Raw genomic sequence first — 21274 nt, forward strand, 5'->3', positions numbered from 1 at the left:
CTCCGAGCGTGACTGAGTGCATGACAAAACGGGCACGTGTCCCGCCTTCTCCAACGCTCGGCGGAAGCCGGGAGTGCCCGTCGTCCGACTCCATCACGTCGTAGACTTCCACGCTGTCCCCCCGTCCGTCATCGCCCGACTTCCCGGAGGCCCGACGCCGTGACCAAGCCGCCCTTCACGCACCTGCACGTTCACACCCAGTACTCGCTGCTGGACGGTGCGGCGCGGCTCAAGGACATGTTCGAGGCGTGCAACGAGATGGGCATGTCGCACATCGCGATGACCGACCACGGCAACCTGCACGGGGCCTACGACTTCTTCCACTCGGCGACCAAGGCGGGCGTCACACCGATCATCGGCATCGAGGCGTACGTCGCCCCGGAGTCGCGCAAACACAAGCGCAAGGTGCAGTGGGGACAGCCGCACCAGAAGCGCGACGATGTGTCCGGATCCGGTGGGTACACCCACAAGACGATCTGGGCGTCGAACAAGACCGGGCTGCACAACCTCTTCCGGCTCTCCTCGGACGCGTACGCCGAGGGCTGGCTCCAGAAGTGGCCCCGGATGGACAAGGAGACCATCTCCCAGTGGTCCGAGGGCCTGATCGCCTCCACCGGCTGCCCCTCGGGCGAGGTGCAGACCCGGCTGCGGCTCGGCCAGTTCGACGAGGCGGTGCAGGCGGCCTCCGACTACAAGGACATCTTCGGGGCGGACAAGTACTTCCTGGAGCTGATGGACCACGGCATCGAGATCGAGCGCCGGGTCCGCGACGGGCTGCTGGAGATCGGCAAGAAGCTGGACATCCCGCCGCTGGTCACCAACGACTCCCACTACACGTACGCCCACGAGGCGACCGCCCACGACGCCCTGCTCTGTATCCAGACCGGCAAGAACCTCTCCGACCCCGATCGCTTCCGCTTCGACGGCACGGGCTACTACCTGAAGACGACGGACGAGATGTACGCCGTCGACTCCTCCGACGCCTGGCAGCAGGGGTGCGCCAACACCCTCCTGGTCGCCCAGCAGATCGACACCACCGGCATGTTCGAGGCGAAGAACCTCATGCCGAAGTTCGAGATCCCGGACGGCTTCACGGAGATCACCTGGTTCCAGGAGGAAGTGCGCAAGGGCATGCAGCGCCGCTTCCCGAACGGTGTGCCCGACGACCGGCAGAAGCAGGTCGAGTACGAGATGGACATCATCATCCAGATGGGGTTCCCGGGATACTTCCTGGTCGTCGCGGACTTCATCATGTGGGCCAAGAACAACGGCATCGCGGTCGGCCCCGGACGTGGTTCGGCGGCCGGTTCGATCGTGTCGTACGCGATGGGCATCACCGACCTCGACCCGATCGAGCACGGGCTGATCTTCGAGCGGTTCCTCAACCCCGAGCGCGTCTCCATGCCCGATGTCGACATCGACTTCGACGAGCGCCGGCGCGTCGAGGTGATCCGGTACGTGACCGAGAAGTACGGCGCCGACAAGGTCGCCATGATCGGCACCTACGGCAAGATCAAGGCGAAGAACGCCATCAAGGACTCGGCCCGGGTGCTGGGCTACCCGTACGCCATGGGCGACCGCCTCACCAAGGCCATGCCCGCCGACGTCCTCGGCAAGGGCATCGACCTCAACGGCATCACCGACCCCAAGCACCCGCGCTACAGCGAGGCGGGCGAGATCCGGGGGATGTACGAGAGCGAGCCGGACGTCAAGAAGGTCATCGACACCGCGAAGGGCGTCGAGGGCCTGGTCCGGCAGATGGGCGTGCACGCCGCCGGCGTCATCATGTCCAGCGAGCCGATCGTCGACCACGCACCCGTCTGGGTCCGGCACACCGACGGCGTCACCATCACGCAGTGGGACTACCCGCAGTGCGAGTCGCTCGGCCTGCTGAAGATGGACTTCCTCGGCCTGCGCAACCTGACGATCATGGACGACGCCATCAAGATGGTGAAGTCCAACAAGGGCATCGACCTGGAGATGCTCTCCCTGCCGCTGGACGACCCCAAGACGTACGAACTGCTCTGCCGCGGTGACACGCTCGGCGTCTTCCAGTTCGACGGCGGGCCGATGCGCTCCCTGCTGCGCCAGATGCAGCCCGACAACTTCGAGGACATCTCCGCCGTCTCGGCCCTCTACCGGCCGGGCCCGATGGGCATGAACTCGCACACGAACTACGCCGAGCGCAAGAACGGCCGCCAGGAGATCACTCCGATCCACCCGGAGCTGGAGGAGCCCCTCAAGGAGGTCCTCGGCCTCACCTACGGTCTGATCGTCTACCAGGAGCAGGTCCAGAAGGCCGCCCAGATCGTCGCCGGGTACTCCCTCGGCGAGGCCGACATCCTGCGCCGCGTGATGGGCAAGAAGAAGCCCGACGAGCTGGCGAAGAACTTCGTGCTCTTCGAGGCCGGTGCCAAGAAGAACGGCTTCTCCGACGCCGCGATCAAGGCGCTGTGGGACGTGCTGGTCCCGTTCGCCGGGTACGCCTTCAACAAGGCGCACTCCTCCGCGTACGGCCTGGTCACCTACTGGACCGGCTACCTCAAGGCGAACTACCCCGCCGAGTACATGGCCGCCCTGCTGACCTCGGTCAAGGACGACAAGGACAAGTCCGCGGTCTACCTCAACGAGTGCCGCCGCATGGGCATCAAGGTACTGCCGCCCAACGTCAACGAGTCGCTGTCCAACTTCGCGGCCCAGGGCGACGACGTGATCCTCTTCGGCCTGACCGCCATCCGCAACGTCGGCCAGAACGTCGTGGACTCGATCATCCGGTCCCGCAAGGCCAAGGGGAAGTACAGCTCCTTCCCGGACTTCCTCGACAAGGTCGAGGCGGTCGTCTGCAACAAGCGCACCGTCGAATCACTGATCAAGGCCGGCGCCTTCGACGAGATGGGCCACACCCGCAAGGGCCTCGTCGCCCACCACGAGCCGATGATCGACAACGTGGTGCAGGTCAAGCGCAAGGAGGCCGAGGGGCAGTTCGACCTCTTCGGGGGCGGCGAGGAGGAGAGCGGCGAGCCGGGATTCGGGCTCGACGTGGAGTTCTCCGACCTGGAGTGGGAGAAGTCCTACCTGCTCGCCCAGGAGCGGGAGATGCTCGGCCTGTACGTCTCCGACCACCCGCTGTTCGGTCTGGAGCACGTGCTGTCCGACAAGGCCGACTCCTCGATCTCCCAGCTCATGAGCGGGGACTACGGGGACGGCGCGATCGTCACCGTCGGCGGCATCATCTCCGGCCTCCAGCGCAAGATGACCAAGCAGGGCAACGCCTGGGCCATCGCCACCGTGGAGGACCTGGCGGGCTCCATCGAGTGCATGTTCTTCCCCGCCACGTACCAGCTGGTCTCCACCCAGCTCGTCGAGGACACCGTCGTCTTCGTCAAGGGGCGGCTCGACAAGCGCGAGGACGTGCCCCGGCTCGTCGCGATGGAGATGCAGGTGCCCGACATCTCCAACGCGGGGACCAACGCGCCCGTCATCCTCACCATCCCCACCGTGAAGATCACCCCGCCGATGGTCACCCGGCTCGGCGAGGTGCTCAGCCACCACCGGGGCGACACCGAGGTACGGATCAAGCTCCAGGGCCCCCGCAAGACGACCGTCCTGCGGCTCGACCGGCACCGGGTCAAGGCGGATTCGGCCCTCTTCGGCGATCTGAAGGTGCTGCTCGGCCCGGCCTGCCTGGCCGGCTGAGCCCCGGGGCGTACCTACGGAAACGACGAGAGGGGCGTCCCGCCTGGTGCGGGACGCCCCTCTCGTGCATGACCGCGAGCGGCCGACGCGTCAGTTGTGACCGAAGCGCCGCTGGTGCTTGCGCGCCACGTCCGACGGGCTGCCCTGGGACTGCGACTGCGGCTGGGTCTGCGACTCGAACGCCGTCGACTTCGCCTGCTCCGAACCACGCTCCGATTCGGACGCGCGATCGTGCTGGCTGCCCTGCTTGCGGTTCTTGTTCTTGGCCATGGTGAATGCCTCCTGTGGGGAATCCTGGGGGGCCAGGACCGTTGCCAGACTCACATAGCGCCGCAAACAGTGCATGTTGGATCATTACCGTGCGTAGTGGTATCCGCGGTGACCCTGGCCTGTGCAGCCGCCCCAGACCTTTTCCAGCCCTTTCCCGATTCGCCACGCCGATGATCGAGTTCCGGCCGTTAACCCTTGCGTGGTCGGGCAGACTCGAAGGAAACCCTGGGTAAGCGGACCCGGCCATCGAGGGACGGGCCGCTGAACCGTTCCCGAATTCCTGGAAGAGGGTGGAACGCGTGGACCGTTGCGTCGTCCTGGTGGACGCCGGCTACTTGCTGGGCGCAGCCGCGAGCCTGCTGGCCGGAGAGCCCGCCCGGTCCCGCATCACCGTCGACCACGCGGCCCTCATCCAGGGGCTGCGCGAGAGGGCCGAAGCCGATACGCAGCAGCCGCTGCTGCGGATCTACTGGTTCGACGGCGCCCCCGACCGGGTACCCCAGCCCGAGCACCGCAGGCTCCGGGTGATGCCCCGGGTGACCGTACGGCTGGGAGCCCTGACCCGCAGCGACGGACGCTGGGCCCAGAAGGGCGTGGACGCCGCCATGCACGCCGAGCTCACCGAACTGGCCAGGAACCGGGCCTGCTCGGATGTGGTCCTGGTGACCGGCGACGGCGATCTGCTGCCCGGACTGATGTCCGCCAAGGAACACGGGGTCGCCGTCCACCTGTGGGCCGTCCAGGCCGCCGACGGCGACTACAACCAGTCCGAGGACCTCGTCGCCGAGGCGGACGAACGGCGCGTGCTCGACCGGGCCTGGATCACCAAGGCCGTACGGGCCAAGGACACCGGCGGCAGCTGCCCGCCGCCGCCCGCCCCGCGCCCCGAGATCGCCGCCATCCTCTCCGCCCCGCTGCCGGAGGCCGCCCTCGCAGCCTCCGCCGAACGCGCCTCCGAGGCCCAGGCCGCCGCCGCCCGCAACGGCCCCCCGGCGCCCCCCGACACCGGCCCCTCCGACGACACCCCGCCCGCACCCGGCCACAAGGGCGTCCCCACCCCCAAGGACCTCGCCGCACTCCGCGCCCACAGCACCCACCCGGACCGGACGGCCGCCCAGGCCGCGCAGCCCGCCAACGCCACCCTGCGCTGGTCCTCCGACCGGGGCTGGGTGGAGCGCGGCGGCCCCCTCGGCGAGCCCGCCGAGACCGCCTCTCTGCCGACCCTCGCCCAGCTCACCAGCGCCGAACAGCGCTGGGCCGACCGGGAGGAGGACATCACCACCGTCGGCGGCGACCCCTTCGAAGTGGGCCAGGTCTTCGCCCGGCGCTGGATGGAACGGCTCCCGGAAACCGTCCACCTGCAGAAGCTCTCCACCATGTACCCGCGCATCCCGCACCGCATCGACGGCGAACTCCTGCGGTACGCGGCCCGCTTCGGACTCCTCGCCCACAAGGACGACCAGATCGACGAGCACGACCGCTACGCGATCCGGGCGGGATTCTGGCGCGAGATCGATGTGCGCGCGGCGGCCGAGCACGTACCGGCGGGGGAGTAGGGCTGTTTCCCGGACAGCGCCGGGCTCCGCGACGCATGGCGGCCCCGGACGCAAACCGGGGCGTGTGACCCCGTACCCTCGTACCTCGTGAGTACGGGCACAGCACAGGCGCAGAGCGACACCGGCACCGTGTGCGCGGTGCGTGACCTCGTCAAGACCTATCCCGCCGTCCGGGGCCGCCGAGGCGCACCCGCGACGCCCGAGGTGCGCGCCACCGACGGGATCAGCCTCGATGTCGAGCGCGGCGAGATCTTCGGCCTGCTCGGCCCCAACGGCGCCGGCAAGTCCACGCTGGTCCGCCAGCTCACCGGGCTGATGCGCCCCGACTCCGGCTCCGTCGAAGTCCTCGGCCACGACCTCGTACGCCACCCCGAGCGGGCCTCCCGGCTGATCGGCTACCTCGGCCAGGAATCCACCGCCCTGGACGAACTGACGGTCTCCCTGGCCGCCGAGACCACCGGACGGCTGCGCGGGCTCCACGTCCGCGAGGCGCGCGCCGAACGCGACGCCGTACTGGAGGAGCTCGGCCTCACCGAACTGGCCGGGCGGCCCCTGAAGAAGCTGTCCGGCGGTCAGCGCAGGCTCGCCTGCTTCGCCGCCACGCTCGTCGGGGACCGGCCCGTGCTGGTCCTGGACGAGCCGACGACCGGCATGGACCCGGTGGCCCGCAGGGCCGTCTGGGCCGCCGTCGACCGCCGCCGGGCGGAGCGCGGCGCCACCGTCCTGCTGGTCACCCACAATGTCATCGAGGCCGAGACCGTCCTCGACCGGGTCGCCGTCCTCGAACGCGGCCGGGTCATCGCCTGCGACACCCCCTCCGGGCTCAAGGAGAAGGTCGCCGGAGAGGTCCGCGTCGAGCTCATGTGGCGCGAGCGCGCGCCCCTGGACGTCCCGGAGGTCGCGGCGCTGCGCCCGTCCGCCCAGGAGTCCGGGCGGCGCTGGGTGCTGCGGCTGGGCCCCGACGAGGCCCGGGCCGCGGTCGCCGCGGTGACGGGCGGCGCGGCCTTCGCCGCGCTCGACGATTTCACCCTGGCCACACCCAGCCTGGAAGATGTGTACCTGGCGCTCGGGGGAGACGCGGCCAATGCGACCAAGGGGCTGGTGAAGGCGTGACGATCCACGGACGCGGGGTGCGGGCTCTGAACGCCGCACAGGCGGTGCACGTACTGGTGGGCGCGGTGGATGTGCTGGACGGGTGCAAGGAGAGCGGCCACAGGTGACGAGCATCATTCCGGCCAGGACCGCACCCTCGCGCGTCCGGCCCCTGCCCCGCCCCTCCGGTCCCGGCTCCGCCGCGCGGACCGTGCCCGCCCCCCTCGCGCCGCGCGCCCGGCTGCTGCCCTCGCTGGCCGCCGTCTACCGCGCCCAGCTCTCCCGGGCGCGGGTCGCCCGGATCCCGCTGCTCTTCGTGGCGACCTTCCAGTCCGTCGGGATCATGGTCCTGATGCGGGGCGTCGTCGACGGCGGGGCCGAGGCCCGTGCGGTGGTCGCCGGCTCCAGCGTGCTGGTCGTGGCGTTCGTCGCGCTCAACCTGCTCGCCCAGTACTTCGGCCAGCTGCGGGCCGGCGGCGGGCTCGACCACTACGCCACCCTGCCGGTGCCGCCCGCCGCGGTGGTGCTGGGGGCGGCGGGCGCGTACGCCTCGTTCACCGTGCCCGGCACGGTCTTCACGGCGATCACCGGGAGCGTGCTGTTCCAGCTCCCGATGACCCATCTGTGGATCCTGGTCGCCGTGATCCCGCTCTCCGGCGCCGCCCTGGCCGGTCTCGGGGCGGCCCTCGGGCTGCTCGCCCCGCGCCCGGAGCTGGCCACCCTGCTCGGACAGCTGGGCATGTCCGCCGCCCTGCTGCTCGGGGTGCTGCCTGCCGACCGGCTGCCGGGGCCGGTGGGGTGGGCGCGTGACCTGCTGCCCTCGACGTACGGGGTCGAGGCGCTGGCCCGCTCCTTCGACGACCGTCCGGACTGGGGCATGATCGGCTTCTTCCTCGCGATCTGCGCGGTGGTGGGGGTGCTGTCGCTGGCCGTGGCCACGTGGGCGTACCGGCGGGCCGCCGTACGGTAGGTGGCGCCGGCGGTGTGCCCCGTACGCACGGGTGCGGCATCCGGTGAGGCGCGGCACAGGGTGGCCTGGCACGATGGCACGGTGACCGCACCTCTGACGCCGCCTCACCAGCCGAACCCCCACGATCCGTGGCAGGCCCCGCCCTCGGGGTCCCACCTCGCGCCCTCGTTCGGCTCGCCCGACGACCCGGACACGGCGACGGAGCTCCGCCAGGCCGCGGTGGTCACCGTGCTCGTGGCGATCGCCGGTATCGCGCTCGGGCTGCTGTGGCTGTGGCTCGCGCCCCGGGTCCCGCTGGTCTCCGACGGCAGCGCCGTCTTCCTGCGGAACAGTGAGGGCGAGGAGGCGATCGGGGCGGACGGAACGTTTGTCCTGCTGGCGGCCGGGTTCGGCGTGCTGTCGGCTGCCGCGGTCTTCTGGCGGCTGCGGCGGGGCGGTGTCTTCGTGGTGGTGGGTCTCGCGCTGGGCGCGGTGCTCGGCTCGCTGCTGGCCTGGCGGGTGGGGGTCTGGCTGGGGCCGTCCTCCGACGTGGTGGCCCGCGCGCGGGAGGTGGGCAAGGGCGTCGTGTTCGACGCGCCGCTGGAGCTGCACGCGGTGGCGGTGGCGGTGCTGGTGTGGCCGTTCGTGGCGCTGGCCCTGCATCTGCTGCTGACCGCGGCGTTCGGGCCTCGGGATCCTGAGCCGGAGTGGGCGGCGGGGGCGGGGTGGTCGTCGTATTACGGGGGGCCGGGGGAGGGGTCTGAGGGGGGACCTGGTGGGGCTGCTGGGCCTGGTGGGTCCGGTGGGGCTGCTGGGCCTGGGGCGTCGCCTGTGCCGCCTGGGGGTTCGGGGGTGTCCTAGCGGTGCGGGTGGGGCGCCTGCGGCGGGCTGTTCCCCTGCCCGCCCCTTCCCGAAACCGGGGCGCTGCCCCGGACCCCGCTCCTCAAGCGCCGGAGGGGCTACAAGTAGCCCCTCCGGCGCTTGAGGAGCGGGGGGCCTAAGCGCCCCGTCCGATCTCCGCGAACACCGCCCCCGTCAGCTCCGCCAGATCCGTGGCCGCCAGCTCTACCTCCAGGCCCCGGCGCCCCGCCGACACGCAGATCGTCGCGTGCGACCGTGCCGACGCGTCCAGCACCGTACGCAGGCGCTTGCGCTGGCCCAGGGGGGAGATGCCGCCCCGGACGTAGCCCGTGGTGCGTTCCGCGGCCGCCGGGTCGGCCATCGTGGCGCGTTTGCCGCCCACCGCGGCCGCCAGGGCCTTGAGGTCCAGGGAGCCGGCCACGGAGACGACCGCGACCGTCAGTTCGCCGTCGACGTCCGCGACCAGGGTCTTGAAGACCCGGTCGGGGGAGACACCCAGGGCCTCGGCGGCCTCCTCGCCGTAGGAGGGGGAGGCCGGGTCGTGGTCGTAGGCGTGGACCGTGAAGGCGGTGCCCGCCGCGGTCAGGGCGACCGTGGCGGGGGTGCCGCCCGACTGCTTCTTCGGCTTCTTCGCCACCGGTGGGGAGTCCTTGTTCAGTTGGGGTGGGTGGGGGCGCGGGTCAGGTCCGGCGCGGGCAGCGACGGGAGGTGGCGGATGACCGCGGTCTCCCGGCGCAGCAGCGTCAGCTCCTCGCGCAGGCGGGTCGCGGTGTCCGGGGCCTGGAGCAGCCGCTGTTTGGTGGGGACGTCCAGGACGGTGGCCGCCGCGACCAGGTAGGAGACGACGGAGGGGTCGTCGGGCAGCTCGGAGCCGGTGGCGAGCGAGCGTTCGGTCGCTCCGGCCAGACGCTTCTGGTAGGCGCGGAACGCCCGCAGGACGCCCTCCGCGAGGGCCCCGGCCTCGTCGGCCTCGTCCTCGGCGGGGGGCTCCTCGGCCACTTCCTCGACCTCGGCGCTCAGGTACGGGCCGCTCGCGTCGACCGAGAGCAGCCTGACCCGGGTGGTGCCGGTGGCCAGGACCTCGAAGCTGCCGTCCGGGCGCTCGCGGATGGTCGCCGCGTCGGCGATGCAGCCGACCCGGTGGAAGGTCTGGATGGGGTCGGGGCCGAAGCCCTCGGCGGGGGCGCGCTCGGCGGGGGGTGCGGAGGCGACGGGGTCCGGCATGCCGGTGCCCGTCACCGCGGTCTCGCGGCCGTCGCGGATCGCGACCACGACGAAGCGGCGAGGTTCGTCCTCGTCGCTCTTCAGCAGCTCCCGCATCATGGCGCGATAACGCTCCTCGAAGACGTTGAGCGGCAGCACGAGGCCGGGGAACAGCACCGCGTTGAGCGGGAAAAGGGGAAGACGGGCGGTGGTCACAACGCTCAAGCGTAATGGCCACGCGGACGTCCGCGGTCTGCCCGGTTGCGCAAGGGGGTCGCGGAGGCCACCTGGAGCCGTGCGCCGTCCCGTGCGTCGAGGAACCGGCCGAGGGCGTCGTCGGAGACCGAGGACCACGGGAACGACGTCGCGTGCTGCCCGATCAGCGTGAACTGCTCCAGCGCCTCGGCCCAGCGGCCGCGGGCGAGGAGCACGTACACGAGGAGGTTGCGGACCTCGGCGGGCCACGGGTCGCCGGGCCGGTAGGCGGCCGACAGCCTGATGGCCGCGTCGGCCGCCGCGTCGATCCGCTCCTCCAGTACGGAGGTGGTCCGGCCCAGCGCCTGGGTGTCCAGGAGCAGGGCGAAGGCCGCCCGGGCCGGGAGGGCCTGCACCAGGGAGTCGGGCAGGGAGTCCTCGGCGGCCCGCTCGGCGAAGTCGAAGCACTCGCGGTGCGAGCCGTACCAGGCGGCGGAGAGGTAGCGCAGCGCCGCCACATGGCAGCCGTAGTGGTGCGCGGAGCGCCGTATCGCCTGCTCCCAGAGCGACTCGAAGGCCGTGTGCGTGGCGTGGGTGCCGCGGGCGTGGTCCAGGGCGAGCCGCCAGGGCACCGGGTCGCGCGGGTCCGCCTCGGCGGCGGCGGTGATCATCGGGCCGACCTCGTGGAGCCGCTCGGCGCGGGCGGGCGACTCCCAGGCCCGGCGGACCGCGAGTTCCGCCTTGACCAGCAGGGCGTCGGGGTCGCGCGGGTCGGCGGCCAGCCAGTCGGTGAGCCAGCCGTCGCGGTGGCGGGCGAAGGTGACGAGCCGGCCGAGGTAGCGGTCGCGGTTCTCCCAGTCGGCGGAGGACCGGGTGGTGGCAAGCAGCTTGGCGGCCGGTTCGTGGTCGCCCAGGGCAGCGGCCACCAGCGCCGGGGAGAGCTGCTCGTCGGGGGCGTCGAGCAGCACGGCGTCATCCGCGGGCAGTCCGGCGGACAGCGGAGGGCTGTGCCGGATCATGCGCGCGGTACTGAGCAGAGCACGAAGGAAGGCCATGGTGCAGACCATTGAAAAGCGCTGGTGAGGGCCGCGCCAGGGGTGTGCTGTGAAGCTTCTGTGCCGAGTGAATGGGTTGTATCGGGCCGGGTCAAGAAAGGGCAAAGGAAACGTCCCGGGGGTGGCTTGAATGCGACCTGCTCGTCACCTCGTCGCTGTCGGCCCAGGAGCCCCGTCCCGCCCGCTGATACGCCGGTCCCGGGCGGCCGCACCTGGTTCCAGCTGCCCTTTCCGTCAGCCCCTGCGCAGCAGCCGGGAGGCTCCTGCGGCCACCGTCGTGGCCAGAACCCACCCCACGAGCACCAGACCGGCCGCGGCCCACTGCCAGCCGCCCTCCATCCGCCAGTAGCCGTCCTGGCCGAGGTTGATCACGGGGATGAGGAGGTCCAGCGCGTAGAGCGCGGGATTCCACAGCGGGGACTCGTCGTTCTTGATCGACGCCGGGTCGTACTGCGAGAACGCCGCCGTGCCCGCCGCCCACAGCACCGCCATCCACACCGCCGCCCGCCCCGGCCGGTACCCGTACGCCACCGTCCAGTCCTGGAGGAACCCCCACGCCTTCGCGGCCGGCGGCAGCGTCTCGCGGCGGCGGCGCTGCTTGGCCAGCAGCACCTCGCGCGCGTCCGCGTCCTCGCCGCTGCCCCGCAGCACCGTCGCGAGCCGCTCGTACGGCTCGGGGACGTACTCCGGGGTCGCCGCCAGCACCCACTCCAGCCGCCGCGAGAGCGGGAAGTGGCCGTACGGGACGAGGTTCTCGTAGACGAAACCGCCCATCGCGAGACCGCCGGGGCCCGGCCAGCTCGTCGACAGGTCGATCAGGGTCACCACCTTCGCCCCGTTCAGCACGACCCGGCCCTCCTCGGGGCGCTCCGCGTTGAACCGCAGCTCCGGCGTGACGATCCGGCGCAGCGACAGCTCCTCCTGCCGGGTCATCGCGAACCGGGCCTTGTGCAGGTCCACCGCGTCCCCGAACCGCCCGTCGTCCAGCCGCACCCCGCCCTTGCACTCGAAGATCTGCGACCGGGTCCCGCGCGCCGGGGTCGGGGCGTAGACCACGCCGTACGGGGGTGTCGTGCCCTGGTTCCCGGTGTCGACGCTCACCCACGCCTCGGTCATGTAGAGCGTGCGCTCCACCGTCAGCTGCGGCGCGTTCAGCGCGCGGCGGTCCTCCGCGGCGCGCAGATGGCTGCCGCGCAGACTCAGCGAACCGCCCACCTTCGCCCCCCGCAGGCTCAGCTCCCCGTGCGTCTCGATCATCTCGGCCTGGAGGTCCTGCGCCACCGACATGCCGTCCCCGACGAAGGCCCGGCCGTGCCGGTCGGGCCCGGCGCTGAGCTGGTTGATCAGCAGGTCCGTACCGATCTGGGCGTCGGTGAGCCGGATGCCCCGGTCGACCCGGCAGCGCGGCAGATGCAGATCGCCCTCCGTGTGCAGCCGGGCCGCCTCCAGCCGGGGCAGCAGGCAGCCCACCATCCGCAACGTCGTGAAGTGGCACTCCGGGAGCACCACCTCCTGCTCGAAGCGGCACCCCGTCAGCTCCACGTACGGAGAGACCCGGCCGCCCGCCAGGTCCAGCTTTCCGGTGATCCGCACCCCCCGGAGCTTGAGCGCGGCCACCCGGCCCGGTCTCGCCGGCGGCCCGCTCAGCAGCAGCCGCGCCACCGTCCGCGCACCGACACTCCGCTCGGGCCCCCACACATGAGGGCCGAACGGATCGTTGCGGGCGGAGTCGTAGGTGCGTAAGTCGTAGGTGGTCCCGTTGCGGAAGGACTGCCACATGCCCAGCTCCGCTGCGCTGAGGCCGTCCGGGATATCGCCTTCGTGCGGCTCGGTCACGGCCGCTCCCTCCGTGCACACATGCTGTAGTGCTGTTCTTCCCTCTGTGTGACGGTATGAAAGCTATCGGTCAGCAGTGACAGCGGGAGTTGGCCGAGACATGTATCAGCCAGTGATACGGGCGACCGGCGCTCCTGAGCGGTCTGCGAGAATTGCGGTGTGATCTCTCGAATCGATCTGCGCGGCGACACCCTCCCCGAGGGTGCTGCCCTGCGCGACCTGCTGCCCCGTGCCGAGTTCGACGTGGAAGCCGCCCTGGAAACGGTGCGGCCCATCTGCGAGGACGTACGCCATCGTGGCTCCGCGGCAGTGATCGAGTGGGGGGAGAAGTTCGACGGTGTCCGGATCTCGTCGGTCCGGGTGCCCGCCGACGCCCTGACCCGGGCGCTCCAGGAGCTGGACCCGGCCGTCCGCGCCGCCCTCGAGGAGTCGATCCGCCGCGCCCGCCTCGTCCACCGCGAGCAGCGCCGCACCACCCACACCACCCAGGTCGTCCCCGGCGGCACCGTCACCGAGAAGTGGGTCCCCGTCGAGCGCGTCGGGCTCTACGTCCCCGGCGGCCGCTCGGTCTACCCCTCCTCCGTCGTGATGAACGTCGTCCCGGCCCAGGAGGCGGGCGTCGAGGGCATCGCCGTGGCCTCCCCGCCGCAGAAGGACTTCGACGGGCTGCCGCACCCCACGATCCTCGCCGCCTGCGCCCTGCTCGGCGTCGACGAGGTGTACGCGGCGGGCGGCGCCCAGGCCGTCGCGATGTTCGCGTACGGCACCGAGGACTGCCTCCCGGTCAACCTGGTCACCGGTCCCGGCAACATCTACGTCGCCGCCGCCAAGCGCCTCCTCAAGGGCCGCATCGGCATCGACGCCGAGGCCGGGCCCACCGAGATCGCGATCCTGGCCGACGCCACCGCCGATCCGGTGCACGTGGCCGCCGACCTGATCAGCCAGGCCGAGCACGACCCGATGGCCGCCGCCGTCCTGGTCACCGACTCCGCGGAGCTGGCCGCCGCCACCGAGGCCGAGCTGGCCCCGCAGGTCGCCGCCTCCAAGCACATCAAGGACCGCATCGAGCCCGCCCTGGCCGGCCGCCAGTCCGCGATCGTCCTGGTCTCCTCCATCGAGGACGGCCTCAAGGTCGTCGACGCGTACGGCGCCGAGCACCTGGAGATCCAGACCGCGGACGCGGCCGCCGTCGCCGACCGGGTCCGCAACGCCGGAGCGATCTTCGTCGGCCCCTGGTCGCCCGTCTCGCTCGGCGACTACTGCGCCGGCTCCAACCACGTCCTGCCCACCGGCGGCTGCGCCTGCCACTCCTCGGGCCTCTCCGTGCAGTCCTTCCTGCGCGGCATCCACATCGTCGACTACAGCCGCGACGCGCTCGCCGAGGTCACCCACCATGTCGTGACCCTCGCCGAGGCGGAGGACCTCCCCGCCCACGGCGCAGCGCTCAAGGCAAGGTTCGGCTGGAAGGTTCCGCAGCAGTGACGAACGGCAGCACCACCCCCCGTAACCCGTGGGACGAGCTCCCCATCCGCGACGAGCTGCGCGGCCAGTCCCCGTACGGGGCGCCCCAGCTCGACGTCCCCGTACGCCTCAACACCAACGAGAACCCCTACCCGCTCCCCGAGGCCCTGGTCGACCGCATCGCCGAGCGGGTCCGCGCCGCCGCCCGCGGCCTCAACCGCTACCCCGACCGGGACGCCGTCGAGCTCCGCACCGAGCTGGCCCGCTACCTCACCCGCACCGCCGGGCACGAAGTGACGGCCGCCAACGTCTGGGCCGCCAACGGCTCCAACGAGGTCCTCCAGCAGCTGCTCCAGACCTTCGGCGGGCCCGGCCGCACCGCGATCGGCTTCGAACCCTCGTACTCCATGCACGCCCTGATCTCCCGGGGCACCGGCACCGGCTGGATCTCCGGGCCGCGCAACGAGGACTTCACGATCGACGTCGAGGCCGCCCGCGCCGCCATCGCCGAGCACCGCCCCGAGGTCGTCTTCATCACCTCGCCCAACAACCCGACCGGCACGGCGGTGAACGCGGAGACCGTCCTCGCGCTGTACGACGCCGCCCAGGCCGCCGGGCCCTCGATCGTCGTCGTGGACGAGGCGTACGGCGAGTTCAGCCACCACCCCTCGCTGCTCCCGCTGATCGAGGGCCGCCGCAACCTGATCGTCTCCCGGACCATGTCCAAGGCGTTCGGCGCGGCCGGGCTGCGCCTGGGCTACCTCGCCGCCGACCCGGCCGTGGTCGACGCGGTCCAGCTCGTGCGGCTGCCGTACCACCTCTCCTCCGTCACCCAGGCCACCGCGCTCGCCGCCCTGGAGCACACCGATACGCTGCTCGGGTACGTCGCGCAGCTCAAGAGCGAGCGCGACCGGCTGGTGGCCGAGCTGCGCGCCACCGGCTACGAGGTCACCGACTCGGACGCCAACTTCGTCCAGTTCGGCCGCTTCGACGACAGCCACGCCGTCTGGCAGCAGATCCTCGACCGGGGCGTCCTGGTCCGGGACAACGGCGTACCGGGATGGCTGCGGGTCACCGCAGGAACCCCGGCAGAGAACGACGCGTTCCTCGATGCGGTACGCGAACTGAAGAAGGAGCACGACGCATGAGCCCCCGCGTAGGCCGCGTGGAACGCACCACGAAGGAAACGTCCGTGCTGGTCGAGATCAACCTCGACGGCACCGGAAAGGTCGATGTCGCCACCGGGGTCGGCTTCTACGACCACATGCTCGACCAGCTCGGCCGCCACGGCCTCTTCGACCTCACGGTCAAGACCGAGGGCGACCTGCACATCGACAGCCACCACACCATCGAGGACACCGCCCTCGCCCTGGGCGCCGCCTTCAAGCAGGCCCTCGGCGACAAGGTCGGCATCTACCGCTTCGGCAATTGCACCGTCCCGCTGGACGAGTCGCTCGCCCAGGTCACCGTCGACCTCTCCGGCCGCCCCTACCTCGTGCACACCGAGCCCGAGAAGATGGCGCCGATGATCGGCGAGTACGACACGACGATGACCCGGCACATCCTGGAGTCGTTCGTGGCCCAGGCGCAGATCGCCCTGCACGTCCACGTGCCGTACGGGCGCAACGCCCACCACATCGTCGAGTGCCAGTTCAAGGCGCTCGCCCGCGCCCTGCGGTACGCCAGCGAGCACGACCCGCGCGCCGCCGGCATCCTGCCCTCCACGAAGGGCGCCCTGTGACCGGCCTCAACACCATCCTGATCGTCGTCGGCCTCTTCCTGGCCGGCGGCGTCTACTCCTTCGCCAAGCAGGGGATGCCCAAGGGCGTCATCGTGCTGCTGTCGATCGGCTCCGTGATGTGCCTGGTGGCGGGCATCCTGCGGATCCAGGGCCTGTGGGACTGAGGACAGGTACGTCATGAGTGAGAACCAGAAGAAGGTCGTCGTCTTCGACTACGGCTTCGGCAACGTCCGCTCCGCCGAGCGGGCCCTCGCCCACGTCGGCGCGGACGTCGAGATCACCCGCGACTACGACCGCGCGATGAACGCCGATGGGCTGCTCGTCCCCGGCGTCGGCGCCTTCTCCGCCTGCATGGACGGGCTGAAGCGCGCCCGCGGCGACTGGATCGTGGGCCGCAGGCTCTCCGGCGGCCGCCCCGTGATGGGCATCTGCGTCGGGATGCAGATCCTCTTCGAGCGCGGCATCGAGCACGGCGTGGAGACCGAGGGCCTGGACGAATGGCCCGGTACGGTCGGACCCCTGAAGGCCGACATCGTTCCGCACATGGGGTGGAACACCGTCGAGGCCCCCGAGGACTCCCGGCTCTTCGCGGGCCTGGACGCCGACGCGCGCTACTACTTCGTGCACTCCTACGCGGCGCACGACTGGTCCCTCGAAGTCACCAACGCCAAGATCCGTGCCCCCAAGGTCACCTGGGCCACGCACGGCGAACGGTTCGTGGCGGCCGTGGAGAACGGCGCGCTGTGGGCCACCCAGTTCCACCCCGAGAAGTCCGGCGATGCCGGCGCCCAGCTGCTGACCAACTGGATCGAGACGCTGTAATGCCGAAGCTTGAACTGCTCCCCGCCGTCGATGTCCGTGACGGCCAGGCCGTCCGCCTCGTGCACGGCGAGTCCGGCTCCGAGACCTCCTACGGCTCCCCGCTGGAGGCCGCCCTCGCCTGGCAGAGCGCCGGCGCCGAGTGGCTGCACCTCGTCGACCTGGACGCCGCCTTCGGCACGGGCGACAACCGGGACCTGATCGCCGAGGTCACCGGTGCCATGGACATCAAGGTCGAGCTCTCCGGCGGCATCCGCGACGACGCCTCGCTCGCCGCCGCCCTCGCCACCGGCTGCCGCCGCGTCAACCTCGGCACCGCCGCCCTGGAGACCCCGGAGTGGGTCGCCAAGGTGATCGCCGAGCACGGTGACAAGATCGCCGTCGGCCTCGACGTCCGCGGCACCACCCTGCGCGGCCGCGGCTGGACCCGCGACGGCGGCGACCTCTACGAGACCCTCGCCCGCCTCGACGCCGAGGGCTGCGCCCGCTACGTCGTCACCGACATCGCCAAGGACGGCACCCTCGAAGGCCCCAACCTGGGCCTCCTGCGGGACGTCTGCGCCGTCACCGACCGCCCGGTCGTCGCCTCCGGCGGCGTCTCCTCCCTCGCCGACCTCCGCGCGATCTCCCTCCTCGTCCCCGAAGGCGTCGAGGGCGCCATCGTCGGCAAGGCGCTGTACGCGAAGGAGTTCACGCTGGAAGAGGCGCTCAAGGCGGTAGCCGCATGACGGAGCCCACCGCTTCGGCCTCCGTACGCCGGATCTCCACCGGCGCCCCCTGGGAGGACAAGTTCGGCTACTCCCGCGCCGTCGAGCTCCCCAACGGCCTCGTCCTGGTGGCCGGCTGCACCTCCGTGGTGAACGGCCAGATCGCCGGAGGCTCCCCGTACGAGCAGACGGTCACCGCCTTCGACGTCGCGTTCGCGGCGCTGGAGCAGGTGGGACTCGGCCGTGAGGACGTCGTCCGCACCCGGATGTACATCACGCACGCCCGGGACGTGGACGACGTCGGCCGCGCCCACAAGGAGCTGTTCGACGCCGTACGCCCCGCCGCCTCCATGATCATCGTGTCCGGGTTCGTCGACCCGAGCCTGGTCGTCGAGGTAGAGGTAGAGGCCTACCGGGGAGGCTCCCGATGACTCTCGCCGTACGCGTCATCCCCTGCCTGGACGTCGACAACGGCCGGGTCGTCAAGGGCGTCAACTTCCAGAACCTGCGCGACGCGGGCGACCCCGTCGAGATGGCCAAGCTGTACGACGCCGAGGGCGCCGACGAGCTGACCTTCCTGGACATCACCGCCTCCAGCGGCGACCGCGAGACGACCTACGACGTGGTCCGCCGCACCGCCGAGCAGGTCTTCATCCCACTCACCGTCGGCGGTGGCGTCCGCACCCCCGACGACGTCGACAAGCTGCTGCGCGCCGGAGCGGACAAGGTCGGCGTCAACACCGCCGCCATCGCCCGCCCCGACCTCATCCGCGAGATCGCCGAACGCTTCGGACGCCAGGTCCTGGTGCTCTCCGTCGACGCCCGCCGCACCCCGGAGGGCACCTTCGAGGTCACCACGCACGGCGGCCGCAAGGGCACCGGCATCGACGCCGTCGAGTGGGCGCACCGGGCCGCCGAGCTGGGCGCGGGCGAGATCCTGCTCAACTCGATGGACGCCGACGGCACGAAGGACGGCTACGACACCGAGATGATCGAGGCGGTACGCAAGCACGTCACCGTCCCCGTCATCGCCTCCGGCGGCGCGGGCCGGCTCGCCGACTTCGCCCCGGCCATCGAGGCGGGCGCCGACGCGGTGCTGGCCGCGTCGGTGTTCCACTTCGGCGACCTGCGGATCTCCGAGGTCAAGGGCGCGCTGAGGGAAGCGGGACACCCGGTCCGCTGAGCGGCTGAGCAGTCGAGGCGGTATCACCGGTCTGCCGAGACCGGTGATACCGCCGATGCGTGACCACGGGACGCACCGTGAGAGTGGCGACCGCCGACGGACGACGACGGCAGCCACGCGGTGCACCCCCGACAGCCCCCGGACGACGGGCTCGTGGGCCTCGCGTGGTGTGGTTCCCGCCACCACCGAGAGGATCCCCCCGTGCAGCAGCACCTCCTCCTCCCCGCACAGCAGCACTCCCCACGCCCGAGCCGCCCCCGTACGCTCGCAGGCCTGCTGACCGCCGCCGCGGCCACCGCCGGCCTCCTGATGACCGCCCTGGTCCCGGGCGCCCAGGCCGCCGCCAACCCCTACGAGCGCGGACCGGCCCCCACCAACGCCTCCATCGAGGCGAGCCGCGGCTCGTACGCCACCTCCCAGACCTCCGTCTCCTCGCTCGCCGTGAGCGGATTCGGCGGCGGCACCATCTACTACCCGACGTCCACCGCCGACGGCACCTTCGGCGCGGTCGTCATCTCGCCCGGCTTCACCGCCTACCAGTCCTCCATCGCCTGGCTCGGGCCGCGCCTGGCGTCGCAGGGCTTCGTCGTCTTCACCATCGACACCAACACCACGGTCGACCAGCCCGACAGCCGGGGCCGCCAATTGCTCTCCGCCCTGGACTACCTGACCCAGCGCAGCTCGGTACGGACGCGGGTCGACGCCACCCGGCTCGGCGTGATGGGCCACTCGATGGGCGGCGGCGGCTCACTGGAAGCGGCGAAGAGCCGTACGTCCCTCAAGGCGGCGATCCCGCTGACCGGCTGGAACACCGACAAGACCTGGCCCGAACTGCGCACGCCCACCCTGGTGGTCGGAGCGGACGGCGACACGGTCGCGCCCGTCGCCACCCACTCCGAGCCGTTCTACCAGTCGCTGCCCGGCTCGCTGGACAAGGCGTACCTGGAACTGCGGGGCGCCTCGCACTTCACCCCGAACTCGTCCAACACCACGATCGCGAAGTACAGCATTTCGTGGCTGAAGCGATTCATCGACAACGACACCCGCTACGAGCAGTTCCTCTGCCCGATCCCGCAGCCGAGCCTCACCATCGCGGAGTACCGGGGCAACTGCCCGCACTCCTCGTAGAACCCGCGCAGCCGGTACGGAACCGGCGCGGAACCGTTCTTCCGGCGGCTCCGGCACTGTGCCCGCGCACAGCGCCGGAGCCGCGCGGCTGGGAGCCCGCACCGCCCCGGCCGGGCGGCCGGACGCGCACCTTCCGCCCCCGCTCGCACGGTCCTACCGTGCCGATGTGACCTCATCGACGACCGTGCACAGTCCGCCCCGGCTGTACGGCCGCAGCGGTGAACTCGCCATCCTGCACGGCATGCTGGCCCGGCTGCGGCAGGGCGACGGCGGCGCCCTCGTGCTGACGGCACCGCCCGGCCTCGGCCGGACCGCGCTGCTGCGCGAGGCGGCCGCCGCGCACCGGCCCCGGGGCCCGGTGCTGTACGCCACCGCCGCCCCCGCCGAACGCGCCCTGCCCCACAGCGGCCTGCACGTCCTGCTCTGCCCGGCCCCGGGCCCGCCACCCATGCCGCGCCCCCCTTCCGGCCTCACCCCCGACGCGCTGCTCGCCCGCTTGCGGGAGCTGGGCCGGGAACGCCCGCTGCTGGTCTGCGCCGACGACGCCCACGCCTGGGACCCGGCCTCCCGGACCGCCCTCAACTCCGCGGCCCGCAGACTGGGCGCGGGCAGCCGGGTCGCCGTCCTGATCGCAGCGGACGACGGCCCCACCTTCGCCGGACTGCCCGCACTCCGCCTCGGCCCACTGGACGACGACGCGGCGGCCGCGCTGCTGGACCGGCTCACGGGGGTTTCCGGCGGTGCGGAGGGGTTCGGCGGCCGCGCGGGGGAGGGCTTTGCCGGTGGCGTGGGACTTCCCCGCGGTGCGGAGGGCTTTGCCGGCGGCGTGTGGCCTTCCGGCGGTACGGAGGGCCCCGGCCGTCGCCCGCACAGGCTTTCCGGCGGTACGGAGGGACTCGACCCGGTCGTCCGCGCCGAGCTCCTCCGGGAGGCGGCCGGCAACCCCCGCCTGCTGGCCGGGCTCACCGGCCGCCTCACCCCGGACCAGCTCGCCGGGCGCACCCCGCTGCCCTGTCCGCTGCCGGGCGCCGAGGGCGTGCTGACCGCGTACGCGGACCGCCTTGACGGGCTTCCGGCGCACACCCGCGGGCTGCTCCTGCTGGCCGCCGCCGCCCAGGAGCACGAGCCGGCCGGGGCGGGGGCGGATGCCCTGCTCCTGCTGCGCGCGGGCACCCGGACCGGGCTGCCCCGGGACTTCCTGGACGGCGTCCTGTTCGGCTCCACCGCGACCGAGGGCCTGCTCCAACGGGCGGGCAGCCGGGTCCACTTCAGCCACCCGCTGTTCGCCCGCGCGGTCCTGCACCACGCCCCGCCCGCCCGCCGCCGCGCCACCCACGAACTGCTCGCCGCCCTGCTGGCGGAGACCGGGGGCCGCGCCATCGCCGCTGCCGCGTCGCCGCTTTGCGGTGGCCACTCCGCCCCGCAGGGCGCGCCGGTGCGCTCCGGCGAAGGGCCTGGCCCGACGCCGGACTCCGGCTCCTGTGCTACCTCGTCGGCCCGCCCGGTGCGCTCCGGTGAAGGG

Annotated in this window: 20 protein-coding genes; 15 read left to right on the forward strand and 5 right to left on the reverse strand. The window is 71.9% G+C overall.

From position 1 onward, the window contains the following. Positions 1–159 precede the first annotated feature (159 nt). Positions 160–3696, forward strand: coding sequence for a DNA polymerase III subunit alpha (dnaE, locus tag IE264_RS04940; RefSeq protein ID WP_015607976.1), 3537 nt, complete (start codon positions 160–162; stop codon positions 3694–3696). A 90-nt stretch (positions 3697–3786) separates the two neighbouring features. Here the strand turns inward: dnaE and IE264_RS04945 are convergent, their stop codons facing one another. Next, a complete protein-coding gene (locus IE264_RS04945; RefSeq protein ID WP_031122052.1) occupies positions 3787–3966 on the reverse strand; it encodes a hypothetical protein in 180 nt (59 codons plus the stop codon). A 290-nt stretch (positions 3967–4256) separates the two neighbouring features. Here IE264_RS04945 and IE264_RS04950 point away from each other — a divergent pair, with 290 nt between their 5' ends. The 4 genes from IE264_RS04950 (at position 4257) to IE264_RS04965 (ending at position 8424) form a co-directional block, all read left to right on the forward strand. Next, positions 4257–5522 (forward strand): NYN domain-containing protein, encoded by a 1266-nt coding sequence (locus tag IE264_RS04950; RefSeq protein ID WP_015607974.1) that lies wholly within the window; start codon positions 4257–4259, stop codon positions 5520–5522. Between the two features lie 129 nt (positions 5523–5651). Next, entirely contained in the window at positions 5652–6635 is a 984-nt protein-coding gene (locus IE264_RS04955; protein ID WP_031122050.1) for an ABC transporter ATP-binding protein, read from the forward strand. 103 nt (positions 6636–6738) lie between these two features. Further along, the gene (locus IE264_RS04960) at positions 6739–7584 is read left to right on the forward strand and encodes an ABC transporter permease (RefSeq protein ID WP_032759479.1); all 846 of its coding nucleotides are present in this window, start codon (positions 6739–6741) and stop codon (positions 7582–7584) included. 60 nt (positions 7585–7644) lie between these two features. Beyond that, positions 7645–8424 carry a hypothetical protein gene (locus IE264_RS04965; RefSeq protein WP_032759478.1) on the forward strand — a complete coding sequence of 260 codons (780 nt, stop codon included), beginning with the start codon at positions 7645–7647 and terminating at the stop codon, positions 8422–8424. Between the two features lie 136 nt (positions 8425–8560). Here IE264_RS04965 and ybaK read toward each other — a convergent pair whose 3' ends face one another. From ybaK to IE264_RS04985, 4 genes are all read right to left on the reverse strand, one after another. Further along, entirely contained in the window at positions 8561–9061 is a 501-nt protein-coding gene (ybaK, locus tag IE264_RS04970; protein WP_032759477.1) for a Cys-tRNA(Pro) deacylase, read from the reverse strand. A 17-nt stretch (positions 9062–9078) separates the two neighbouring features. Beyond that, complete coding sequence (locus IE264_RS04975) at positions 9079–9843, reverse strand: LON peptidase substrate-binding domain-containing protein (RefSeq protein ID WP_031122046.1); 765 nt, start codon at positions 9841–9843, stop codon at positions 9079–9081. Positions 9844–9848: 5 nt separating this feature from the next. Then, positions 9849–10889, reverse strand: a complete 1041-nt coding sequence (locus IE264_RS04980; RefSeq protein ID WP_032759476.1) for a hypothetical protein — start codon at positions 10887–10889, stop codon at positions 9849–9851. A gap of 222 nt (positions 10890–11111) precedes the next feature. Then, positions 11112–12713: a hypothetical protein gene (locus IE264_RS04985; RefSeq protein ID WP_015607966.1), complete on the reverse strand. Its 1602-nt coding sequence runs from the start codon at positions 12711–12713 to the stop codon at positions 11112–11114. Positions 12714–12872: 159 nt separating this feature from the next. On the opposite strand from IE264_RS04985, the gene hisD reads away from it, so the two are divergent. The 10 genes from hisD to IE264_RS05035 all read left to right on the forward strand — a co-directional run. Beyond that, complete coding sequence (gene hisD, locus IE264_RS04990) at positions 12873–14195, forward strand: histidinol dehydrogenase (RefSeq protein ID WP_032759475.1); 1323 nt, start codon at positions 12873–12875, stop codon at positions 14193–14195. Next, positions 14192–15322, forward strand: a complete 1131-nt coding sequence (locus IE264_RS04995) for a histidinol-phosphate transaminase (protein ID WP_032759474.1) — start codon at positions 14192–14194, stop codon at positions 15320–15322. The genes hisD and IE264_RS04995 overlap by 4 nt, the downstream gene beginning before the upstream one ends. Continuing rightward, positions 15319–15915, forward strand: a complete 597-nt coding sequence (gene hisB, locus IE264_RS05000) for an imidazoleglycerol-phosphate dehydratase HisB (protein WP_015607963.1) — start codon at positions 15319–15321, stop codon at positions 15913–15915. Before IE264_RS04995 ends, hisB begins: the two co-directional genes overlap by 4 nt. After that, positions 15912–16079 (forward strand): CG2302 family histidine operon protein, encoded by a 168-nt coding sequence (locus IE264_RS05005; protein WP_003969742.1) that lies wholly within the window; start codon positions 15912–15914, stop codon positions 16077–16079. Before hisB ends, IE264_RS05005 begins: the two co-directional genes overlap by 4 nt. A gap of 13 nt (positions 16080–16092) precedes the next feature. Further along, a complete protein-coding gene (gene hisH, locus IE264_RS05010) occupies positions 16093–16737 on the forward strand; it encodes an imidazole glycerol phosphate synthase subunit HisH (RefSeq protein WP_015607962.1) in 645 nt (214 codons plus the stop codon). Further along, positions 16737–17462 carry a bifunctional 1-(5-phosphoribosyl)-5-((5-phosphoribosylamino)methylideneamino)imidazole-4-carboxamide isomerase/phosphoribosylanthranilate isomerase PriA gene (gene priA, locus IE264_RS05015; protein ID WP_032759473.1) on the forward strand — a complete coding sequence of 242 codons (726 nt, stop codon included), beginning with the start codon at positions 16737–16739 and terminating at the stop codon, positions 17460–17462. Before hisH ends, priA begins: the two co-directional genes overlap by 1 nt. After that, complete coding sequence (locus tag IE264_RS05020) at positions 17459–17872, forward strand: RidA family protein (RefSeq protein WP_015607960.1); 414 nt, start codon at positions 17459–17461, stop codon at positions 17870–17872. Before priA ends, IE264_RS05020 begins: the two co-directional genes overlap by 4 nt. Beyond that, positions 17869–18624 (forward strand): imidazole glycerol phosphate synthase subunit HisF, encoded by a 756-nt coding sequence (gene hisF / locus IE264_RS05025; RefSeq protein WP_015607959.1) that lies wholly within the window; start codon positions 17869–17871, stop codon positions 18622–18624. The genes IE264_RS05020 and hisF overlap by 4 nt, the downstream gene beginning before the upstream one ends. 201 nt (positions 18625–18825) lie before the next feature. Then, positions 18826–19752 carry a bis(hydroxyethyl) terephthalate hydrolase gene (gene bdeA, locus IE264_RS05030; protein ID WP_032759472.1) on the forward strand — a complete coding sequence of 309 codons (927 nt, stop codon included), beginning with the start codon at positions 18826–18828 and terminating at the stop codon, positions 19750–19752. 166 nt (positions 19753–19918) lie between these two features. Further along, a partial coding sequence (locus IE264_RS05035; RefSeq protein WP_229887380.1) for an ATP-binding protein occupies positions 19919–21274 on the forward strand: 1356 nt, incomplete at its 3' end.

It is taken from the genome of Streptomyces microflavus (assembly GCF_014650075.1).
GTDB classification, from domain to species: Bacteria; Actinomycetota; Actinomycetes; order Streptomycetales; family Streptomycetaceae; genus Streptomyces; species Streptomyces microflavus.